The following is a 20698-nucleotide window of genomic DNA, read 5'->3' as shown; positions in this document are numbered from 1 at the left end:
TAGATCTCAATAACCCACTATTTGCTGACGATGAGTAAAGGATTATGTACGATCGAGTATGTGTAATAAACGGGTGGGCTCTTTTTGCCCATCCGTGCTTTATAGAACAACTGAAACAAATAATAGATAAAGCCGAACAACTTCAACAGAAATATCCAAATGACTATCTGAAAAAAAATGATACAAAACGCTTGGCTGCAATCATAAAACTCGTTACTGAAATTATTCCCAGTGACCCAGCTAATATAGCCTTTCGTTTGGGCCATACATTAGGTGGCAAAAGAAAACACTGGTTCAGAGCAAAATTTTTCCAACAATATCGATTCTTTTTCCGTTTTCACACCGAAAGTAAAATTATTATCTTCGGTTGGGTAAATGATGAGAGAACAAAAAGGGTGTATGGTGATCAACACGACGCTTACAAAGTATTTGGTGAAATGCTTAACGCTGGACGCCCACCAGATGACTGGAATTCGCTTTTAAAAGAATCGAGATTCACCACACTTATGTGACTGCTCCCCGCCGTAAAGAGGGTGTCGCAAAAGGCGAGGGTTTACGGCGGGTCTTGCTAAATTTATTAATGAACACCAACCATAAGTTTTCCCCAGCAAGAGATCAATCAAGCTATGCTCAAAATTTTGCGGTAAACTGACTTTTATAATGCAATTGCAATAAATTCACTTATAATAGTCACAGGATAAACAATGGAAGTACTAAACGAGATCATGCAAGCATTATGGCAGCATGATTTTTCCAAACTTGCCAACCCCGATGTTCTCTGGATTATCTATGGCATTCTGTTTGTAACACTGGTTCTGGAAAATGGTTTATTACCCGCCGCTTTTCTGCCCGGTGATACGCTATTAATCCTCGCCGGCGCGTTGATTGCCAAAGGGGTAATGAGTTTTATCCCAACCGTTTTCATACTGACAGCTGCGGCAAGTATCGGTTGCTGGCTCGGCTACCTTCAAGGACTATGGCTTGGTGATACAAAACGGGTTAAAGGTTGGCTGGCGCAACTTCCTATTCAGTACCGCCAACGGGCCAATATGCTGTTTTTCAAACATGGTCTGGCCGCTTTGTTGGTTGGCCGTTTTCTGGCTTTTGTCCGTACTCTGTTACCAACACTGGCAGGTATATCCGGACTCAACAGTAAACGTTTTCAAATTTTTAACTGGCTCAGTGGCTTACTATGGGTAGTCATCATGGTCGGTTTTGGTTATCTCCTCAATCAGATCCCGTTTATTAAAAACCACCAGGATCTGGTGATAAACATTTTGATCATTTTACCCATCGTGCTGTTGTTAAGTGGTTTAATCGCCTCTCTGCTGATGTACTGGTGCCACAGGAAAACCACCGCAGCAAAACGTAAATAAAAGTCATTATGGTTTACAAGCCGCAACAGGATTTTTATTCTTAACTTAATGCGTCAATATTATGTGAACTGCGGCCCAGTCAATGGGTGATATTCCTGGTGTCGCCGCTCCATAAAACCGGTCAATTCATGTATTGAGCCATATCTTAGTCAAAATGCATGGCTTAGATCACGCCTGTCGTATTACTTTCTTCAATTACCTTTAACATCAACTTAATATCAACCACCCTGCTATGAGGCTACATTATTAATTTCAGCTAATATTTTAAATCTATCTTTTAGGAGGTAGTCATGGACAACCAACCAATCATCAGACTCGCTGATGGAAACCATATGCCACAATTGGGGCTTGGGTCATGGGCCGCAGATAATCAACAGGTAATTACCACAATCCATGCTGCTCTGGATATCGGTTATCGGGCAATTGACACCGCCGCTATTTACAATAATGAGGAAGGAGTAGGCAAAGCGCTACAAGAAACAGATATCCCCCGTGAAGATATCTTTGTCACAACCAAATTGTGGAATGACCGGCATGGTGATGTTCGCGCCGCGTTGACAGAAAGTCTGGAAAAATTGCAACTGGATTATATTGATCTTTATCTAATGCACTGGCCTGCACCACCGCAAGATCAATATGTAGAAGCCTGGCAGCAATTTATTGAATTACAGAAAGAGGGGCTTATCCGCAGTATCGGGGTTTCTAACTTCCACACCGAGCATCTCCAACGGCTGATCAATGAAACTGGCGTTCATCCCGTGATTAATCAGGTCGAATTACACCCACTACTGCAACAACGCCAGCTTCATGCCTGGAATGCCACTCATAATATTGCTACCGAATCCTGGAGCCCGCTGGCACAAGGTGGTGAAGGCGTATTTGATAATCAATTGGTTCAACATCTGGCACAAAAGTACAGCAAGACACCAGCTCAGATAGTTATCCGCTGGCACATCGATAACGGTATGATTGTGATCCCAAAATCAACCACATTATCAAGACTCAGAGAGAATTTTGAAGTGTTCGACTTCAAATTGGACAAAGAAGATCTGACCACGATGACGACACTGGATATCGGCAAACGTCTGGGGCCAACCCCTGAGACATTCGTTGATTTCAGTGAATTCAGTCATCTCCTTGATTAATTGATTTCAATGATTAATGCTGAAAGGTGACTAAAAAATCCATATAGCGATAATAGACCATAAGAATTAAAACGTGCGCGGCATTAAGACCGCGCACCAAATTTTGATTTACTGATTGGCAGGTATGGTCACTAACTGCCCCACAGAGCCGCGATCGGCCATTTCCAGGATCTGGCTGTAATACAGGAATGGGAAGTGTTCATAAGATGGCTGGTTCATATAAACCAGTAATTCCACGCGCCCATTAACCCAGACGGTATCCTTCCAACCATAATCCTGTGGCTGAGGTGTCTCACCATTGTGATTTATCACTTTAAACTGCACACCGCCAATATGGAACGGCTGTGGGAAGGTTGCATTTACGATCCAACGCTCCCATGTTCCCTGCTGGCTGGTAATATCTACCCGGTTCATATCCCACAACACACCATTAATTCCCGGCGTATTACCATCAAGATAAATTTCCCGGTTACGGATTACGTTAGAAACCGGCATAACATCATCGACCAGACGGGATGGCAAGGCATCTGTCACCAAAGATAACAAACCTGTCGGTTTAATGGTCAGAACTGTGCTGGAAATCAGCATAGTAGAGGGTTCAAACAACCCACGCAGCCTGTCAAGTATGCCGGCTGATTCACCCGCGGTAACAGAAACTTCATCCCCTTCAGACATATCAATCAATACTTCACGCCGTTCACCTGGCGCAAGGGACAGTTGCGGAACCGCTACCGGCGCAGGTAACAACCCCAAATCGGTGCCTATCATATAGAAAGGACGGCCATCACTGATCTGTAGCTGATATCGGCGGGCATTGGATGCATTCAGTAAACGCAGACGGATCCAGCCACGGGATACTTCAATAAAAGGATTTTGTACGCCATTAACCAACAATGTATTACCGATAAACCCACCACCCGCGACGGGTTGATACTCAGGAACACCAAAATTATCCAGCCGTTTATCCTGCAAAATAACCGGAAGGTCATTAACACCATAATGTTTTGGCAACGGCAAATGACGGCTGGTTTCATCTTCCACCAGCCACATTCCCGCCAAGCCATTATAAACATGCGGTGCCATCCGGTTAGGGGTATTGGCATGATACCAGCAAGTCGCCGCCTGCTGACGAATAGGCAACACCGGCGACCAGTCAGCCCCCGGAGAAATCTGACGGGCTACCCCACCAGTCAGCGTTCCCGGTAATTGCAATCCGCTGACGGTCATCGAAACCGGCTCCGCTAACCGATTACTGTATATCAGTTTGACGTCATCGTTTTTATGAACCCGGACAGTCGGACCAAGATATTGACCATTAATCCCCCACACACTGGTTTTATATTGTCCATCAAACGTCCAGTGGGCTTTTTGTAAAGTCAGAAATAGTGGCTGCCCACCACGAGATTCCAATAAAGGGGGAATCGGCAAGGCAGTTTGCTGATTTTTGCTGGCCCCAACCACAAAAGGAGCGGCTCCGATACACATTGCCAAGCCTGATGTCTGAATAAATTGGCGCCGACTAAATGACATATTTTCTCCGCAACAAGCCCAATTAAATTCCGGGTATTATGTGCCTCAGAAATACCTGAAATATTGCAATCATTCATCTGGAAGCTAATAACTCATTATTGAAGTTATTAAAGTTTATTATCCTTTTGATTGCATTTAACAAGAATATTATTTATCAAGCGCTCATCATAACGCGAATAGGCAGAGAATTAAACTATCTGAATGCATTACACGAATCTATCTCTGTAAGCGATCAGTACATATCATTTCTATCAATACATTGTGGACACGGACAACAGGCAAAAATCCTCACATACAGCAGATATGTGAGGATTAAAGTATGTTCGCTTTTGTCAAGCCCACCCTTAATTACAAAAAAGACGGCAAACAAAAATAACCTATTATGAGTACTTACCCTGCTCCTTCATTGCAGCTAATTCCTCATCCAGCGCGTCTATTTTGTCTTTCATTATCTGATGACAATATTCTGCCAATTCACGCACCTGCTCTTTGGTATATCCGGAAGTATCAATGGGCGGCAACATTTCCACAATAACGGTGCCATTATCCCAGCGATTCAACTTAATATTGCCATTCGTGATGGAAGAGACACAAACCGGGACAATCGGCACTCCCGCAGAGATAGCGGCATGGAAAGCACCGGTTTTAAACGGCAGCAAGCCACGGCCACGGCTGCGCGTCCCTTCCGGAAACATCCAGACAGAAATATCGCGTTCTTGAATCTGCTCGACAACCTGGGTAATAGTGCCGTGTGCTTTAGCACGGTTATTTCGATCAATCAGAATATTACCTGTCAGCCAATAAAGCTGACCAAAAAACGGGATCAGCACCAGACTTTTTTTACCTACCGTCACCGTACCCGGCTGAACCGCATTGGACATGGTTATCATGTCATAGTTGTTCTGATGGTTGCCTATATAGATACTCGGACCATAATTTTTGGCGTCAGCAGGAATACGCTCAATTATTTTAATGCCAAATATTTTCGACAACCGACCAAACATATTACCAAATACCATGACATGGTCCGGATGACGGGGTCTGAATAAACAGTAAATACCACCGAGTACACACACCACAATCGAAAACAGGATAACAATAATGCCACGAATAATAGCTAACATAGCTGCCTCTTGTTTAACGGGCCTCACTCAAGCCCGTTAGTTTCATTTAATTCCACTATTTAGTTACACCGATCGCAGAGAGAGGTGTATCAACCTGAACCCGCTCAATACGTTGTAACCCACGAGGTAGAGATGTTCCTTTACGCCCACGCTCTGCACGGAATTTCTGTAAATCCTCAGGACGCAGAGTCAGTTTACGTTTACCAAAGTAAAGTGTAATTGACGATTGTGGCGGTAGTATCAATAACCAACTCAATAGATCATTTTCTGACGCTGACTGAACAGAGATGATCTTATTTCCTTTCCCTTTGGAAAGCTGAGGTAAATCCGCAACCGGAAACATTAACATCCGGCCTGCACTGGTGATTGCCAGCAGCATATCATCCTGCGCGTTATTTATTTCCAGCGGCGTCATGACGCCAGCCTTTTCCGGCAATGTAATCAGTGCCTTACCCGCCCGGTTTTTGGCTACCAGATCACTAAAAGTACAGATAAAACCGTAACCGGCATCAGATGCCATCAAAAATTTCTGTTCATCAGGTGCCATCAGTACATGTTCTACCGTCGCACCCGCGGGCAGGGTCAATTTCCCCGTCAGTGGCTCCCCTTGACCTCTGGCAGAAGGCATATCCCGCGGATCAAGCGAGTAGCTACGGCCCGTTGTATCAATAAAAACCACCGGCTGATTGCTCTTACCACGAGCCGCGCCACGGAAACTGTCGCCCGCTTTGTAATTCAGCCCGGCCGGATCGATCTCATGACCTTTCGCACTGCGCACCCAACCCATCTCTGACAGTACGATGGTCACTGGCTCACAAGGTGTGATGTCGTGCTCGCTCATGGCTTTGGCTTCATCACGCTCTCTCATTGGAGAACGACGTTCATCGCCATAAGTCGCCGCATCAGCAATAATCTCTTTCTTTAATAACGTGTTCAGCTTACGCTCAGAACCTAAAATTGCCTGTAACTTATCACGCTCTTTTGCCAATTCATCCTGTTCGCCACGGATTTTCACCTCTTCCAATTTAGCTAAGTGACGTAATTTCAGTTCCAGAATGGCTTCCGTCTGAGTCTCACTTAAACCAAAACGTTCCATTAACACCGGTTTTGGCTCATCCTCACTACGAATAATGTGGATGACCTCATCAATATTGAGAAACGCGATCAATAGACCTTCCAGCACATGCAGGCGTTTAAGGACTTTTTCCAGACGATGGTTCAAACGCTTACGTACCGTTTCCCGGCGAAATACCAGCCATTCGGAAAGGATCTCAACCAAACCTTTTACGGTCGGGCGGTTATCCAATCCGATCATATTCAGGTTGACGCGATAACTCTTTTCCAGATCGGTTGTCGCAAACAGGTGGTTCATTACCTGCTCCACATCCACCCGGTTTGTCCGGGGAACAATCACCAGACGGGTTGGATTTTCATGATCAGATTCATCACGTAAATCATCAACCATCGGCAATTTTTTAGCCCGCATCTGGTTGGCGATCTGTTCCAGTACTTTGGCACCAGAAACCTGATGTGGCAGCGCAGTGATCACCACATTGCCATCTTCTTTTGACCAAACTGCACGCATTCGTACCGAACCGCGGCCACTTTTATAAATTTTACGGATATCTTCATGCGACGTGATGATCTCCGCTTCGGTCGGATAATCAGGACCTTTAACATGTACCATCAGCTCATCAAGGGAGCTTTGTGGCTTATCCAGCAGCGTTATCAGTGCATTAACCACTTCACGCGCGTTATGAGGCGGGATATCTGTCGCCATCCCTACCGCAATACCGGTGGTACCATTCAGGAGAATATTGGGTAAACGCGCCGGCAGCATTTTCGGTTCCTGCAATGTGCCGTCAAAGTTCGGTACCCAGTCAACAGTGCCGTGCCCTAATTCCGTCAGCAGCAACTCTGCATATTTGGACAAACGGGATTCGGTATAACGCATCGCGGCGAAAGATTTAGGATCATCCGGCGCGCCCCAGTTCCCTTGTCCATCCACCAGTGGATAACGGTAAGAGAATGGCTGCGCCATCAGCACCATCGCTTCATAACAGGCACCATCACCATGTGGATGGTATTTACCCAATACATCACCTACAGTACGGGCGGATTTCTTAAATTTAGCGGTATTGTTCAGCCCAAGTTCTGACATGGCATAAACAATACGGCGCTGAACCGGTTTCAAACCATCACCGATAAAAGGCAGCGCCCTGTCCATGATGACGTACATGGAGTAGTTCAAATAGGCGTTTTCAGTAAACGAGTGGAGCGGCAAACGCTCCACACCATCGTGAGTTATCTCACTCATTCGTTAATTTCCTCAGAATCTTCTTTGACTATCCCTGTGGGCGTTACACTTCAATTTCCACAGTATCACCCTTATCTTGCAGCCAGTTACGGCGATCTTCTGAACGCTTCTTCGCCAGAAGCATATCCATCACAGAGAAGGTTTCCTGGTAGTTTTCATCATTGATAGTCAATTGCACCAGACGGCGGGTGTTCGGGTCTAACGTCGTTTCACGCAGTTGCAGTGGGTTCATCTCACCCAACCCTTTAAAGCGCTGTACGTTAGGCTTACCCCGTTTGCGGCTTAGGCGATCCAGCACCGCGATCTTTTCCTCTTCATCCAATGCGTAATACACTTCTTTGCCCAAATCGATACGATATAAAGGCGGCATTGCCATATAAACATGGCCATTCTTAACCAATGTTGGGAAGTGGCGGACAAACAATGCACACAACAGCGTCGCAATATGCAAGCCATCTGAGTCGGCATCCGCCAGAATACAGACTTTACCATAGCGTAACTGGCTGAGATCGTTGCTATCCGGGTCGATGCCAATAGCAACTGAGATATCATGGACTTCCTGTGACGCTAACACTTCATCCGAAGAGACTTCCCAGGTATTCAGAATTTTTCCTTTCAACGGCATGATCGCCTGATACTCACGATCACGGGCCTGTTTCGCCGAACCGCCCGCAGAATCCCCTTCCACCAAAAATAACTCGGTGAGATTCAGATCCTGTGATGTGCAGTCAGCTAATTTTCCCGGTAACGCAGGGCCACTGGTCAGTTTTTTACGCACCACCTTTTTCGCGGCGCGCATTCTGCGCTGTGCGCTGGCGATCGCCAATTCAGCCAATTGCTCTGCTTCCTGAACATTCTGGTTCAACCACAAGCTGAAAGCATCTTTGACGACACCAGAAACAAAGGCAGCGGATTTACGGGAAGAGAGACGTTCTTTCGTCTGACCGGCAAATTGCGGGTCCTGCATTTTTACAGACAGAACGTAAGCACAACGATCCCAGATATCATCGGCAGAAAGCTTCACACCGCGTGGCAGGATATTGCGGAATTCACAAAATTCACGCATGGCATCCAGTAACCCTTGACGCAGCCCGTTTACATGGGTACCGCCCTGCATCGTCGGGATCAGGTTCACATAACTCTCAGTCAGGAGATCCCCCCCTTCAGGCAACCAGAGCAGCGCCCAGTCAACCGCTTCGGTTTCACCGCTGAAAGTACCGACAAAAGCGGCTTGCGGCAATGTTATCAAGCCATTAACCGCCGCCATCAGATAGTCGGTCAGACCATCGGCATAACACCATTTTTGCTCGGTATCGTTGATTTTATCTTTAAAAACAATTTCCACCCCCGGACACAAAACCGCTTTCGCTTTCAGTAAATGCGTCAGACGGGAAACTGAGAAACGTGGGCTGTCAAAGAAACTTTCATCAGGCCAGAAGTGAACACTGGTACCGGTATTGCGTTTACCACAACTGCCGATCACCACCAGCTCCTGCACTTTATCGCCATTCTCAAAAGCGATTTGATAAACCTGGCTATCACGGCGGACGGTAACTTCAATCCGCTTAGACAAAGCGTTAACCACCGAGATCCCCACACCGTGAAGGCCCCCGGAAAACTGATAGTTTTTATTAGAAAATTTACCACCGGCATGTAAGCGGCTCAGGATCAATTCAACCGCTGAAACCCCTTCTTCCTGATGAATATCAACCGGCATACCACGGCCATCATCAATGATCTCCAGTGACTGATCGCTATGAAGGATCACTTCAATATGTTTAGCGTGACCCGCCAAAGCTTCATCCACGCTGTTATCGATCACTTCTTGTGCCAAATGGTTCGGACGAGTTGTATCAGTGTACATTCCCGGACGACGGCGAACCGGCTCCAGACCACTGAGAACTTCAATGGCATCTGCGTTGTAACTAGATTGAGTCATGTTGTAATTCTGTCGGTTGCTTCTTGATTAAAGGGCTAATCAGTTTTGTATACTGTTGATAATACCAGTCGTTCAAACATTTTTGGCAAGTTTTTTCTCGCCATCACTGGAAAACCCAAGAAAGTTGATGATTTGTGGGAAATAGTGCTCAAACCCGATAAAAGTGTGACTACCACCAGATTCAATAGTTTGCTTACATAATACAAGATAGGCAACGGCCTGACGATAATCCAGCACCTCGTCCCCAGTTTGCTGCAATAACCAGATAAGATCCGGTGACTCTAGCGGTTCAATATGCATGATTTTGAGATCATGGATATGGCGCTGTTCAAAAGTATACCGTTGATTGGTATAGGGGTTAATATTTTCCCCAAGATAATCCCGCAGTAACTCAAACGGGCGAACAGCCGGATTGACAACAACTGCGGGTAAACTGAAACATTGTGAAAGCCATATCGCCAGATAACCGCCGAGAGAAGAGCCAACAATCCCCAAATTATCCCCGGCACGTTCCACCACCAGATTTTCCAGCAGTTCAGCCGCTTCTTCAGGATACGGCGGTAACTGAGGCACCAACATGTCAATGTCAGGATGATGCTGATGCAGCCACTTTTTCAGGGCATTCGCTTTTGCAGATTGCGGGGAACTGTTAAAACCATGCAGATAGAGTAATGTTGGCATCAGGCTGTGTCCCTCAATTGTGCGTAAATACCACTGGCCGCTATGTTCCTATGCGATAAGCCACAAATGGTGAGGCTTGGCAGGCCCAATAAGCAGAGAGTAACACAGCGGCACAAGGAGACAAACACAACCTAGTATCCATCCGAATCTAAATCAGGGCAGAATTCATTGCTCTCCAGTCTATGGACCTGAGTTGTCAAACCAAATTCGCCACGGTCAGAAATAGATAATGCGAGATAACGCCATCCCGGCGCAACCGTATCAAGCGTAAAATTAGTGCAGTGTGGCTTGAATTGCACGCTTGTTGATGGTGTCGCCATCATACGAATGCCATTCCAGTCCATATCCACCTCCTGATGGATATGCCCGCAAAGCATCGCCTTAACCCGAAAATAACCTTGCAGGTACTCAGCCAAGATATGTGAATTACGCAAGCTATGCTGATCCAGCCAGATGCAACCCGATGGTAATGGATGATGATGAAGCAAGATCACCGTGTAACGCTCAGGATATATATCCAGGCACTTTTTCATCCATTCAAGCTGATATTCCGACAGCTCTCCGTGCGGAACACCTGCTACCTGACTATCAAGCATCAGGAGTTGCCAATGCTCACCGACCAAAATCTGTTTCGACGGAGAAACACCCGCGGCCGCCAGAGCATCCACCATAGCAGGCTGGTAATCATGATTACCGGGCAACCAGACACAAGGTGCCGACAAACGGGCAATACCATCGGCAAAATGCCGATAGGCTTCCAGCGACTGATCCTGTGCCAAATCACCTGTCGCAACGATTAAATCAATATCAGCATTTTGTTTGAGGATGGCATCCAGCACCGCGTGGTAACTGCGATAAGTATTAATACCCAACAAAGTCTCTTCTTTGCCGGCAAAAAGATGCGTATCTGTTATTTGCAATATTTTGGCTGTGGTTCCTTCTACCACAGGCAGTTTAAACTGGCTTTCCAAATGGTTTCCTTGTCCTATAAATCATTGGCGAGCATCATAACCCGTTTTAACGCAAGAGATCTGCTGACTGGCACACACTTCCCTTTTCTCGGTTAAAAATCAGGAATTATCTGAATTCCACGCTTTTTTTAACTTTTCATGGTGCAATGCTAACCATTGTATCGCAATCACTGAAGCGGCATTATCAATAATTCCCTCTTCCATCCATTGATAAGCCTGCTCACGGCTGACCACATGCACCCGAATATCTTCATGTTCACCCGACAATCCATGAATACCGGCAGCTTTAGTGGCATCAACTTCCCCCACCATCACAGAAATACGTTCAGTTGTTCCTCCAGGGCTGGAGAGGTAACTTAACACCGGTTTACAACGTTTAACTTCAATTCCCGCCTCTTCCATCGCTTCACGGCGCACCACACGCTCTACATCTTCACTCTCTTCAATCATACCGGCAATAATTTCCAGCAACCACGGCGTTGCTTTAGTTTCTATCGCCGGAATTCGTATCTGTTCGATCAACACAACTTCATCGCGGCGTGGATCATAAGGCAACAGAGCCCCCGCATGTCCCCGTTCAAAAACTTCGCGACTGACCTCTTCGCTCCAACCACCAGCAAACAGACGATGACGGAAGTGGTAATTTGTCAATTTGAAGAATCCTTTGTACAAACTCTTTTTCGCGATAATTTCCACATCTTGTTTATTCAGCATGACTGGCATTGACAGCTTTTTATTCATAAAATTCTCCTGATATACTTCCTTATTTGCTAGCCACTAAATGATATTAATCAAGCAGAGTTAAAAAATTCACCTTTTGGTGGTGTAAAGTTAAGCTAAATTAAGGCAATATGGCACAAACGGCTACCTTCGACTGATAGCATACTCTGCTAGAATCAGTGATATTTCATTTTTCATCAAGGCAACAAGCAAAATAGCTGCACAACAAGGAATGCAAATGAAGAAACTGCTCTCCCTTTTTATCGCTATGAGCCTAGCGGGATTTAGCTCTGTCAGTCAGGCTGAAGATCTTTTGCAGGTTTATAAGCAAGCAAAAGAAAGTAATCCTGAACTACGTAAATCAATGGCTAAGCGTAATGCGGCTTTTGAAAAAATTAATGAATCCCGTAGTCCATTATTACCTCAGTTGGGATTAAATACGGGATATACCTACAACAGTGGTTACCGCGATACACGTGACACAGAAAACAATGCCTTAAGCGCGACGCTTAAGCTGACTCAAACCATTTTTGATATGTCTAAATGGCGCCAGTTGAACTTACAAGAAAAAACGGCGGGTATTGCTGACGTTACCTACCAGAGCAGTGAACAAAAACTGATTTTGGATAGTGCAACGGCTTATTTCAAAGTACTGCGCGCTATTGATTCACTCTCTTACATTGAAGCGCAGAAAGCAGCTGTTTACCGCCAGTTGGATCAAATCACTCAGCGTTTTAATGTCGGTCTGGTCGCCATTACCGATGTTCAGAACGCCCGAGCTAACTACGACAGCGTGCTCGCTCAGGAAGTAGTCGGCCGCAATGATCTGGATAATGCATTAGAGGCTCTGCGTCAGGTAACCGGTACTTATTACCCTCAGTTATCTTCGCTGAATATTGACCGTTTCAAAACGCATAAACCAGAAGCAGTGGATATTCTGGTGAAAGAGGCGGAGAAACGTAATTTAAGCCTGTTATCTGCACGTTTAGGTCAGGATCTGGCTCGTGAGCAAATCAAAGCAGAACAAACCGGCCATATGCCAAAAATTGATCTAAGCGCCTCTACCGGCGTTTCAAACAGTCAGTTTCATGGCTCCGGCTATGAGCCAGGCAGAAAACCCGGCAATGCCTATAATGGCGAAAACAGTGTTGGTCTGACACTCAGTATGCCAATTTACAGCGGCGGGGCAACCAGTTCCCGCGTTGAACAGGCACAATATGGTTTTGTCAGCGCCAGCGAACAGTTGGAAAGCACCTATCGCAATGTTGTACAGGTTGTCCGTTCCTCTTTTAACAACATATCTGCCTCCATCAGCAGTATCAACGCCTACAAGCAGGTTGTTGTTTCCGCGCAAAGCTCACTGGATGCAATGGAAGCCGGTTATCAGGTCGGTACACGTACCATTGTTGATGTGCTAAATGCGACGACAACGTTGTACGATGCCAAACAAAAACTGTCCAACGCTCGCTATGATTATCTGATTAATCAACTGAACATTCAGCACGCACTTGGCACGCTTAATGAGAACGATTTAGCAGCTCTGAATAATACGCTGGATAAACAGATCTCAACATCAGCCAGCAGTATTGTTCGGGAAACAGACGCACCAGTAACATCTGGCCGTAATTAATTCAGCCCTTCACCTTCACTAATTAACGGCCCGCCATAAAGCGGGCTGTTTTATTGCCTGCCAACAACAATCTACTCTGTAAGAAAATCTGATATTTACCTTAGTGCAGAAAATATATAAATCAGAAAAATCCTTCAAATGGGTTCCAACTCTGACTATTCACCTTTTCTTTTAGATAATAAGCATAGTTAGCGGTTATTCCCCATATTGCCGCGAAAGCACAGTTAATACTCATGCTAACAACTGGAGAGATCTCAATATTCAGAATACTTTCAATAATCCCTAATAGTATACCCACTACAACAGCGATACCGAATAAAGCCAGATTTTTACGCCATAAACCTAAAACAAAGAAGTAAATAAAACCAAAAAAGAAGGCGATAAAATTCATGTTCAACAAGATACGGCGTCCAAAAGATTCCGCTTTTATAGCAGCGCTATACTCAGATGCCTTAGGAGCACCATGTTGTTCAAAGAATGTAAAACGCGCTTGCCATTTTTTTGAATATTGACTTTTATCCATACTACTTAAGCTCCTTAATTAAAATAGAAAATACAACAACAATAATATAATAACAATTAGTGACTAATTTAAGATTATATTACCGAGATTATTTGCTGACGCTATAACAGCAGATAATATAATTAGTAGATTTATTTACTTCATAACGTTACCCGTTTAATTATCCTTAATTTACTAGAACTTATACGGGCAGGATTAATACCACAAAATGTCAATTACAGCACTGTTTTTTAAAATTCACATATCTATTTCACCACATTAAAACCAGATTTAACGGAATACCAGACAATCAATATCCAGCAACCGCTTTGTCAGACAAAAAATTAGGCTATCAATTCGAAGGTTTATGCTTTAATTTTGCTCATCTTTCCCCTATCCTTAGAGCTATTTCATTAAAGCATCACAGACACTTAAAATCTGGGTATACGACTATGACAATAAAGCGGACCAAAAATATTAATCACGACACATTCCGTAAAGCCTGGCGCAGTTATCGCCTTGCGCCTGTGGCAATCGCTGTCAGTGCGGTTTTCATGTTATCTGCCTGTGAACAGAGTGATGAAACCGTCTCTCTTTACATGAACGCAGATGATTGTTCTCAGGCAAACCCATCACAAAGTGAACAATGTAATCTGACTTACAACAACGCGTTGAAAGAAGCGGAAAAAACAGCGCCTAAATATGCGACCAAAGAAGACTGCATCGCTGAGTTTGGTGAAGCACAATGTACTCAGGCTCCGGCACAGGCGGGCCTTGGCAGCAGTGCATCGGATGGCTCCAGCACAGCTGCGAATAGCAATGCACAAGCCCAACCGCAGCAAAGTGGCAGCTTCTGGATGCCTCTGATGGCAGGTTTTATGATGGGGCGTCTGATGGGCGGCGGCGCAGCACCATCACAACCGCTGTTTAGCTCCAAATCTGCCACCAGCCCGGCAAACGGTAAATTTGTTGATGCGACAGGCAAAAGCTATGGCCCTGCTACTGCTGGTGGCCGTTCCATGACGGTTCCTAAAACCGCTATGGCGCCAAAACCCGCCACGACAACAACTGTCACCCGTGGCGGTTTCGGTGACTCTGTTGCAAAACAGTCAACCATGCAACGCAGTTCCTCTTCTGGCTCCACTTCACGTTCAATGGGGGGCTAATCACGGATGAAACGCATTGCTATTACTGAGCGCCCGGACTGGCGCGAGAAAGCGACAGAATATGGTTTTAATTTTCACACCATGCATGGCGAGCCATACTGGTGTGAAGATGCTTATTACCAGTTTTCTCTTGCTCAAATTGAAGAAATCGAGAATACCACTGCCGAGTTGCATCAGATGTGTTTGCAAGTGGTAGAAAAAGTCATCGACAGTGAAGAGCTGTTGACTAAATTCCAGATCCCAAAACATTGCTGGGATTTTGTCCGCAGTTCCTGGATTACCAGCCAACCGTCACTCTATTCCCGGTTGGATTTGGCTTACGATGGTAAAAGCCCGGCAAAATTGTTGGAAAATAATGCCGATACGCCAACTTCACTGTATGAATCTGCTTTTTTCCAATGGATCTGGTTGGAAGATCAGATGAATACCGGTTTGTTGCCAGCACATGCCGATCAATTCAACAGCATGCAAGAGCAGTTGATTGAACGCTTTGCTCAGTTGCGTGATGAACATGGTTTTGGCTTACTGCACATGGCCTGCTGTCAAGATACGCAAGAAGATCGCGGTACCATTCAGTACTTACAGGATTGCGCGCTGGAAGCCGGTATCCCGACTGAATTCTTGTTTATCGAAGAGATCGGTCTGGGTGAGAAAGGCCAGTTTACTGATCTGCAAGACCAGGTGATCAGCAATCTGTTCAAACTCTATCCTTGGGAGATGATGTTTCGTGAGATTTTCGCCACCAAACTGGAAGATGCCGGCGTTCGCTGGTTAGAACCTGCCTGGAAGAGCATTATCTCTAACAAAGCATTACTGCCAATGTTATGGAAGATGTTTCCGAATCATCCAAACCTGTTACCCGCTTATTTTGCTGATGATAACCATCCAGCAATGGACAGCTATGTTATTAAGCCGCTGTTCTCACGGGAAGGGGCGAATATCCGTATCATTGAGAATGGTAAGGAAATTGCCAGTGCTGATGGTCCTTACGGTAAAGAAGGCATGATCGTTCAGCAATTCCATACACTGCCAAAATTCGGTGACAGTTATACGCTGATTGGTAGCTGGCTGGTCAATGATCAACCTTGTGGTATTGGTTTGCGTGAAGACCGTGAACTCATAACCCAGGATTTATCCCGCTTCTATCCGCACATTATTTTGGATTAATATCCAGACAAGGGAGGAATGAGGAAGATCGTAAAATACCGCAAATTCCTCCCTTGAAAATCCGATGAAAAAACATTGTACCCTTACAAGCTTATAAAAAAAGGATAAATAATATGGCGAACACAATATATTTAACCATCACAGGTAAAAAGCAAGGGCTGATATCCAGCGGTTGTTCTACCTATGATTCTATCGGCAATAAATATCAAACTGGTCATGAAAATGAAATTTATGTTTATTCATTTGATCATGATATCAGCAGGGAACAAAATGTTAATCACTCACCTATTTCAATCACTAAGCCAATAGACAAATCCTCACCGCTATTAGGCATAGCAATATCAGAAAACGAATCAATAAATTGCAGATTAGATTTTTACAGAACATCAAATAATGGTTCTCAAGAAAAATATTATTCAATTGAAATCATGCATGCATCGATAACCAATATATCTACCCATTATCCCAATTCACTTACCCATAATGATGCACAACCCTATGAAATTATATCCATTGCCTATGGAAATATAACTTGGAAACACCATATCGCAGGTACATCAGGATATAGCATATGGGATGAAAGGGTTAGTTGAAATTAATATTTTGGGGAGTAATCCCCAAATAATTTAAATCATTTTATTTCTTTTGAAAAGGCCAATACCAAACATTCTTGATTAAAAACATTAATTCCTTAATAATATCCGTTAATAACCAGTGCTTATTAAAGTCATTTAACACTTTCAGAAAAGGTCAATCCTAAGCAATTCTCTTTCTTTTCACTTCCAACTACAGGCGATTTTGACAGCATAAAAGCATCGTCATATATAGTTTCAGCGCCTTTTATATACCATATGTTATCATTATTTACTGTATAACCAGTTGATTTTATATAATTAACGATTTCATTATAGTTATTCGCCATACGTTTCAAATCACAAAAATAAACAGAGCTATATATAGGTGATAATTCATCATTCGGATAATATTCGAAGAAATAATTTTGAGAAATACGCGGAACTTCTTTTATTTTTTTATGCGTAAGCAGATGATATTTTAAGAAGTCATTTTCTTTATAAATAACATTAGGCATCATAAATAACCATAAATAAACACTAATAAAAGTAAATATTATCACCGTTATTACCACTGTTAACTTATTCATAATTTCGACCCATAAAAATTTTATATCCATAATTAATTATAAAAAACCTTAATAAAACCACTATATTATATGCATCATAAAACACCATGTATAAAATAAAATCGCTCGTTAAAATTATAACTTATAAAACAAAAGAAATAATTAAAATTATTTAATCTCTTTTGAAAAGATCAATTCTAAACATTCCTTTTTATTAAAAATCACTTTATCCAAGATAAAATATACATCATCTTTTGAGCTATCTTTATATAACAACGAATTATTTCTTGATATAAAAAAACCATTTTCATTTATATAATGAACCAGTTCATTATAACTGGAGTTTATATCTTTTAAATCACAGAAATAAATGGTGCTTCTTTGTGGTGATGTTTCATCATTCGGCGAGTATTCGAAAACATAATTTTCTGATACACGGGGAGAGTTCCTTATCTCATTATAAGTTAATAAATTATATTTAAAAAAATCTTTCTCACTATAAAATACATTAGGCATTGATAAAAACCACCACCCCCAAAAGATAAGAACGAAGAAAAAAAATACGAAAAAAAATAATGTTCTCACAACTTAACCTCATAAGAAGCTATTGGCTTTACATGACTTATAACAATATTTTTCTCATAAGAAGAAAAAGGTTTAATTGTATTTAAATAATATGGCAAATTCTTCTTATACGGAAAAGCATTGTTAGGGTACCTCTCCGGATCAGGAAAAACCCAAGGTCTTAACTCTTTATTCTTATACTTACCTACAGGACCGTAATAATCCCATATTTTATATGCATACTCTTTAGATTTGGGTTTTATTAAAGACATATAATCCCTTGGTTGCACTGATTTATAAAAACCCAATAAATTTGAAATTAAATCTTCACAACTAAACCCACTGTCAGTAATATTTGAAAAAACAAAATTTGACTGTAACTCTTCGAACTCTAACGATACACAATACATCATTGAAAATGCAATGGATTTTTTCACTTCAATAGGCAACCCTTTTTTTACCATCCATTGAGCATGAATTGATGATTTAAAAATGTATTTACTCATACCTTGAGCATAATTAACCAGAAAGTACCCTTTCATAAAAGGAGAACTACTTTTCTCAGTAATCAACTGTTCCCATAATATTTTGGAATCATGACCACTAGCATGACCAAGATCTATCCATCCCAAATCCTCCGTATAAATTAATTTGTCATCTTTTATATCTTTTCTAATAGTCATTAGCTGATCCACCTATATAATGTTTAGTAATATTAAAATTATAGCTACAATTGCTCATATTTTTTGAAGCTAAAAATCAATATATCCACTTTACAGCTTTTCTCGAGCGCATTCTATTAATCTGCTCACGAAACCGATTCCTTTATATAACATAGAGATAATTGAACCAATGAAATTTTTAGTGGTGGAAACATCAATGCATTTTCACACAATGGGCAGGAAAAGCCCTGTCTCATCTGTCACCTATCATGCCTTAAAAAACAAAGAATCTGACTATTATTGATGCCATAGTGGTCAATGACGATTATTGGGAGTTCTTATGTCCATATCAGCAAAACAGACGATTACCGCGCAGATACCTATCAAACTAGCTACAGCCATAAACGATTTAGCCAAAGAGTTAGACCGCTCAAAATCGTGGATCATTAAAGAGGCTCTTACCTCAATGATTGAGGAACGTGAACGTCGCCACCAAATGATTTTGTCTGGCCTTACGGATGTCGATACAGGCCGTATTGTTAGCCATTCAGATGTTATTAATTTCACATCCAAGCTGAAAACATGATAAGCATGGAAGTTTATTGGACACTTAAAGCTCAAGATGATTTGGAACGTATCTACCTCAACAAAGCCTACATCCATTAATTTATGGCTGATATATCAGTCTTATATCAATCCGAGAATATCAGGTTTCTCCGTTGTTGATGCCAGCGCCAACAAGCTTGACCTCCCATAATAAGCACACCTCCCAACCAGCGATCCAGAGGAAAACTCTCTATCCAATCCCGCTTATTAGCCAGTAATTCCCGGCCAAACTGCGTCAGCATCAATGTTGAAGACGCAGAGTCAAAATATATTGCCGGTTCTGGTGCAAGGCACAGATTATCAATAATGACATCAAGCATAATATCGCCCAGCCACGGCAGAGGTTCATTATGCTCAGTGGGTTGCTGAAACAATTGCTTATTTGTACGAGGCTGTTCTGCCAGTCAGACAGAAAAGGGAAAGCCATACGGCATACCGTTTCAATGATCATGGGCGCAGCCCTTTCCGCGGACAAGGTGGCGATGATCTCGCCACCGGGGATCCTAACAAAAGGGTAAAAAACTTCAATCAATACAGCACAAAAATTGACTATTTAACCAACCCGTACAGACAACATACTCAGTGACCCGGACACAATGCCATCGACAGGAATAGAAACCACCTCTTTTCTATCCCACGTTCCCATGACATACAGCAATGGCAAAAAGTGTTCAGGAGAGGGATTGGATAACTGACCATCTTCTCTGTCCAATGCATGAACCAAAGGATAAGGCTGCTCATTGCTGGCAAGGTTATCACGCACATAATGGTTAAATGTTTCTGCCCAAGGGTACGGTTCAGCATTAGGTTCCTGCCGCTTCATGGCACGAAGGTTGTGTACCACATTACCACTTCCCAGGATCAACACACCTTCATCTCGCAAAGTAGCCAGCTTTTTCCCTAATTCATAGTGATACGTCGCTGGCTTAGCGTCATCTATACTCAACTGCACCACAGGAATATTGGCCTGAGGATACATCTTAATCAGAATGCCCCAAGTCCCGTGATCTAATCCCCATTGATGGTGATCGGCATAAACCTCCACAGGTTCCAGTATTTCTTGCACTAAAGCGGCCAGCTCAGGTAATCCCTTTGCCGGATACTGAGTTTCATGCAATTCCTGTGGAAAGCCACGAAAATCATGGATAGTCTTCGGCTGAGTCATGGCAGTTACAACAGTGCCATTAGTGTACCAATGAGCAGAAATCACCAGAATCGCTCTGGGGACAGGCAACCTTTCGCCAAGCTCACGCCAGGCGTTGGTATAACGATTTTCTTCCAGTACATTCATTGGGCTGCCATGACCAACAAACAGAGCTGGCATTCTGGAAATATTCATACGACCTCCCATACCAAATATAGATAATTTTAATACTTGCAGAGAGATTACGCCTTTCAGACAGGCAAAACAGTGTACCAATGGTGATGGATTTATTCAAAAAAACTGAAAACCACAG

21 protein-coding genes are annotated in these 20698 nt (G+C 43.2%); 8 read left to right on the top strand and 13 right to left on the bottom strand.

The annotated features are described in order from the left end of the window. The first annotated feature begins 44 nt into the window (after positions 1 to 44). The 3 genes from PTE_RS00865 (at position 45) to dkgA (ending at position 2521) form a co-directional block, all read left to right on the top strand. Entirely contained in the window at positions 45 to 512 is a 468-nt protein-coding gene (locus tag PTE_RS00865) for a type II toxin-antitoxin system YhaV family toxin (RefSeq protein ID WP_036842304.1), read from the top strand. Positions 513 to 704: 192 nt separating this feature from the next. Next, positions 705 to 1376 carry a DedA family protein gene (locus PTE_RS00860; RefSeq protein ID WP_036842303.1) on the top strand — a complete coding sequence of 224 codons (672 nt, stop codon included), beginning with the start codon at positions 705 to 707 and terminating at the stop codon, positions 1374 to 1376. Positions 1377 to 1666: 290 nt separating this feature from the next. Then, positions 1667 to 2521 (top strand): 2,5-didehydrogluconate reductase DkgA, encoded by an 855-nt coding sequence (gene dkgA / locus PTE_RS00855; RefSeq protein ID WP_036842301.1) that lies wholly within the window; start codon positions 1667 to 1669, stop codon positions 2519 to 2521. A 108-nt stretch (positions 2522 to 2629) separates the two neighbouring features. Here dkgA and ftsP read toward each other — a convergent pair whose 3' ends face one another. The 7 genes from ftsP to nudF form a co-directional block, all read right to left on the bottom strand. After that, positions 2630 to 4051 (bottom strand): cell division protein FtsP, encoded by a 1422-nt coding sequence (gene ftsP / locus PTE_RS00850; protein WP_036842299.1) that lies wholly within the window; start codon positions 4049 to 4051, stop codon positions 2630 to 2632. A gap of 380 nt (positions 4052 to 4431) precedes the next feature. Continuing rightward, complete coding sequence (locus PTE_RS00845) at positions 4432 to 5175, bottom strand: 1-acylglycerol-3-phosphate O-acyltransferase (RefSeq protein WP_036842298.1); 744 nt, start codon at positions 5173 to 5175, stop codon at positions 4432 to 4434. A gap of 55 nt (positions 5176 to 5230) precedes the next feature. Next, entirely contained in the window at positions 5231 to 7492 is a 2262-nt protein-coding gene (gene parC, locus PTE_RS00840; protein ID WP_036842296.1) for a DNA topoisomerase IV subunit A, read from the bottom strand. Positions 7493 to 7535: 43 nt separating this feature from the next. Beyond that, positions 7536 to 9431 (bottom strand): DNA topoisomerase IV subunit B, encoded by a 1896-nt coding sequence (parE, locus tag PTE_RS00835; RefSeq protein WP_036842295.1) that lies wholly within the window; start codon positions 9429 to 9431, stop codon positions 7536 to 7538. A 72-nt stretch (positions 9432 to 9503) separates the two neighbouring features. After that, positions 9504 to 10112 (bottom strand): esterase YqiA, encoded by a 609-nt coding sequence (gene yqiA, locus PTE_RS00830; RefSeq protein ID WP_036842294.1) that lies wholly within the window; start codon positions 10110 to 10112, stop codon positions 9504 to 9506. A 131-nt stretch (positions 10113 to 10243) separates the two neighbouring features. After that, positions 10244 to 11083 carry a 3',5'-cyclic-AMP phosphodiesterase gene (cpdA, locus tag PTE_RS00825; RefSeq protein ID WP_036842292.1) on the bottom strand — a complete coding sequence of 280 codons (840 nt, stop codon included), beginning with the start codon at positions 11081 to 11083 and terminating at the stop codon, positions 10244 to 10246. A 99-nt stretch (positions 11084 to 11182) separates the two neighbouring features. Further along, positions 11183 to 11824, bottom strand: coding sequence for an ADP-ribose diphosphatase (gene nudF / locus PTE_RS00820; RefSeq protein WP_036842291.1), 642 nt, complete (start codon positions 11822 to 11824; stop codon positions 11183 to 11185). A 217-nt stretch (positions 11825 to 12041) separates the two neighbouring features. On the opposite strand from nudF, the gene tolC reads away from it, so the two are divergent. Continuing rightward, positions 12042 to 13433, top strand: a complete 1392-nt coding sequence (gene tolC, locus PTE_RS00815; RefSeq protein ID WP_036842290.1) for an outer membrane channel protein TolC — start codon at positions 12042 to 12044, stop codon at positions 13431 to 13433. A gap of 121 nt (positions 13434 to 13554) precedes the next feature. Here the strand turns inward: tolC and PTE_RS00810 are convergent, their stop codons facing one another. Then, positions 13555 to 13956 (bottom strand): DUF2628 domain-containing protein, encoded by a 402-nt coding sequence (locus tag PTE_RS00810; RefSeq protein WP_036842289.1) that lies wholly within the window; start codon positions 13954 to 13956, stop codon positions 13555 to 13557. A gap of 431 nt (positions 13957 to 14387) precedes the next feature. Here PTE_RS00810 and PTE_RS00805 point away from each other — a divergent pair, with 431 nt between their 5' ends. The 3 genes from PTE_RS00805 to PTE_RS00795 all read left to right on the top strand — a co-directional run bounded on the left by PTE_RS00805 (position 14388) and on the right by PTE_RS00795 (position 16861). Beyond that, positions 14388 to 15101 (top strand): DUF1190 family protein, encoded by a 714-nt coding sequence (locus PTE_RS00805; protein WP_036842287.1) that lies wholly within the window; start codon positions 14388 to 14390, stop codon positions 15099 to 15101. Positions 15102 to 15107: 6 nt separating this feature from the next. Next, positions 15108 to 16268: a glutathionylspermidine synthase family protein gene (locus PTE_RS00800; protein ID WP_036842284.1), complete on the top strand. Its 1161-nt coding sequence runs from the start codon at positions 15108 to 15110 to the stop codon at positions 16266 to 16268. A 113-nt stretch (positions 16269 to 16381) separates the two neighbouring features. Then, positions 16382 to 16861, top strand: coding sequence for an Hcp family type VI secretion system effector (locus PTE_RS00795; protein WP_021324148.1), 480 nt, complete (start codon positions 16382 to 16384; stop codon positions 16859 to 16861). A gap of 134 nt (positions 16862 to 16995) precedes the next feature. On the opposite strand, the gene PTE_RS22575 is transcribed toward PTE_RS00795, so the two are convergent. The 3 genes from PTE_RS22575 to PTE_RS00780 all read right to left on the bottom strand — a co-directional run bounded on the left by PTE_RS22575 (position 16996) and on the right by PTE_RS00780 (position 18656). Then, positions 16996 to 17430 carry a hypothetical protein gene (locus PTE_RS22575; protein WP_131601387.1) on the bottom strand — a complete coding sequence of 145 codons (435 nt, stop codon included), beginning with the start codon at positions 17428 to 17430 and terminating at the stop codon, positions 16996 to 16998. A gap of 147 nt (positions 17431 to 17577) precedes the next feature. Continuing rightward, positions 17578 to 17925, bottom strand: coding sequence for a hypothetical protein (locus PTE_RS00785; protein WP_051477055.1), 348 nt, complete (start codon positions 17923 to 17925; stop codon positions 17578 to 17580). A gap of 65 nt (positions 17926 to 17990) precedes the next feature. Further along, positions 17991 to 18656, bottom strand: a complete 666-nt coding sequence (locus PTE_RS00780; RefSeq protein ID WP_036842281.1) for a hypothetical protein — start codon at positions 18654 to 18656, stop codon at positions 17991 to 17993. A 319-nt stretch (positions 18657 to 18975) separates the two neighbouring features. Here PTE_RS00780 and PTE_RS00775 point away from each other — a divergent pair, with 319 nt between their 5' ends. After that, positions 18976 to 19221 carry a CopG family ribbon-helix-helix protein gene (locus PTE_RS00775; RefSeq protein WP_036842277.1) on the top strand — a complete coding sequence of 82 codons (246 nt, stop codon included), beginning with the start codon at positions 18976 to 18978 and terminating at the stop codon, positions 19219 to 19221. 106 nt (positions 19222 to 19327) lie between these two features. Here the strand turns inward: PTE_RS00775 and PTE_RS00770 are convergent, their stop codons facing one another. Beyond that, positions 19328 to 19561 carry a hypothetical protein gene (locus PTE_RS00770; RefSeq protein WP_131601384.1) on the bottom strand — a complete coding sequence of 78 codons (234 nt, stop codon included), beginning with the start codon at positions 19559 to 19561 and terminating at the stop codon, positions 19328 to 19330. Positions 19562 to 19794: 233 nt separating this feature from the next. Further along, positions 19795 to 20580, bottom strand: coding sequence for a 4,5-DOPA-extradiol-dioxygenase (gene ygiD / locus PTE_RS00765; protein ID WP_036842272.1), 786 nt, complete (start codon positions 20578 to 20580; stop codon positions 19795 to 19797). Positions 20581 to 20698: the final 118 nt, after the last annotated feature.

This window comes from Photorhabdus khanii NC19 (genome assembly GCF_000517265.1).
Classification (GTDB): Bacteria; Pseudomonadota; Gammaproteobacteria; order Enterobacterales; family Enterobacteriaceae; genus Photorhabdus; species Photorhabdus khanii.
Note: the sequence above shows the minus strand (reverse complement) of the source record. Positions and strands in the feature narration are given on the sequence as shown.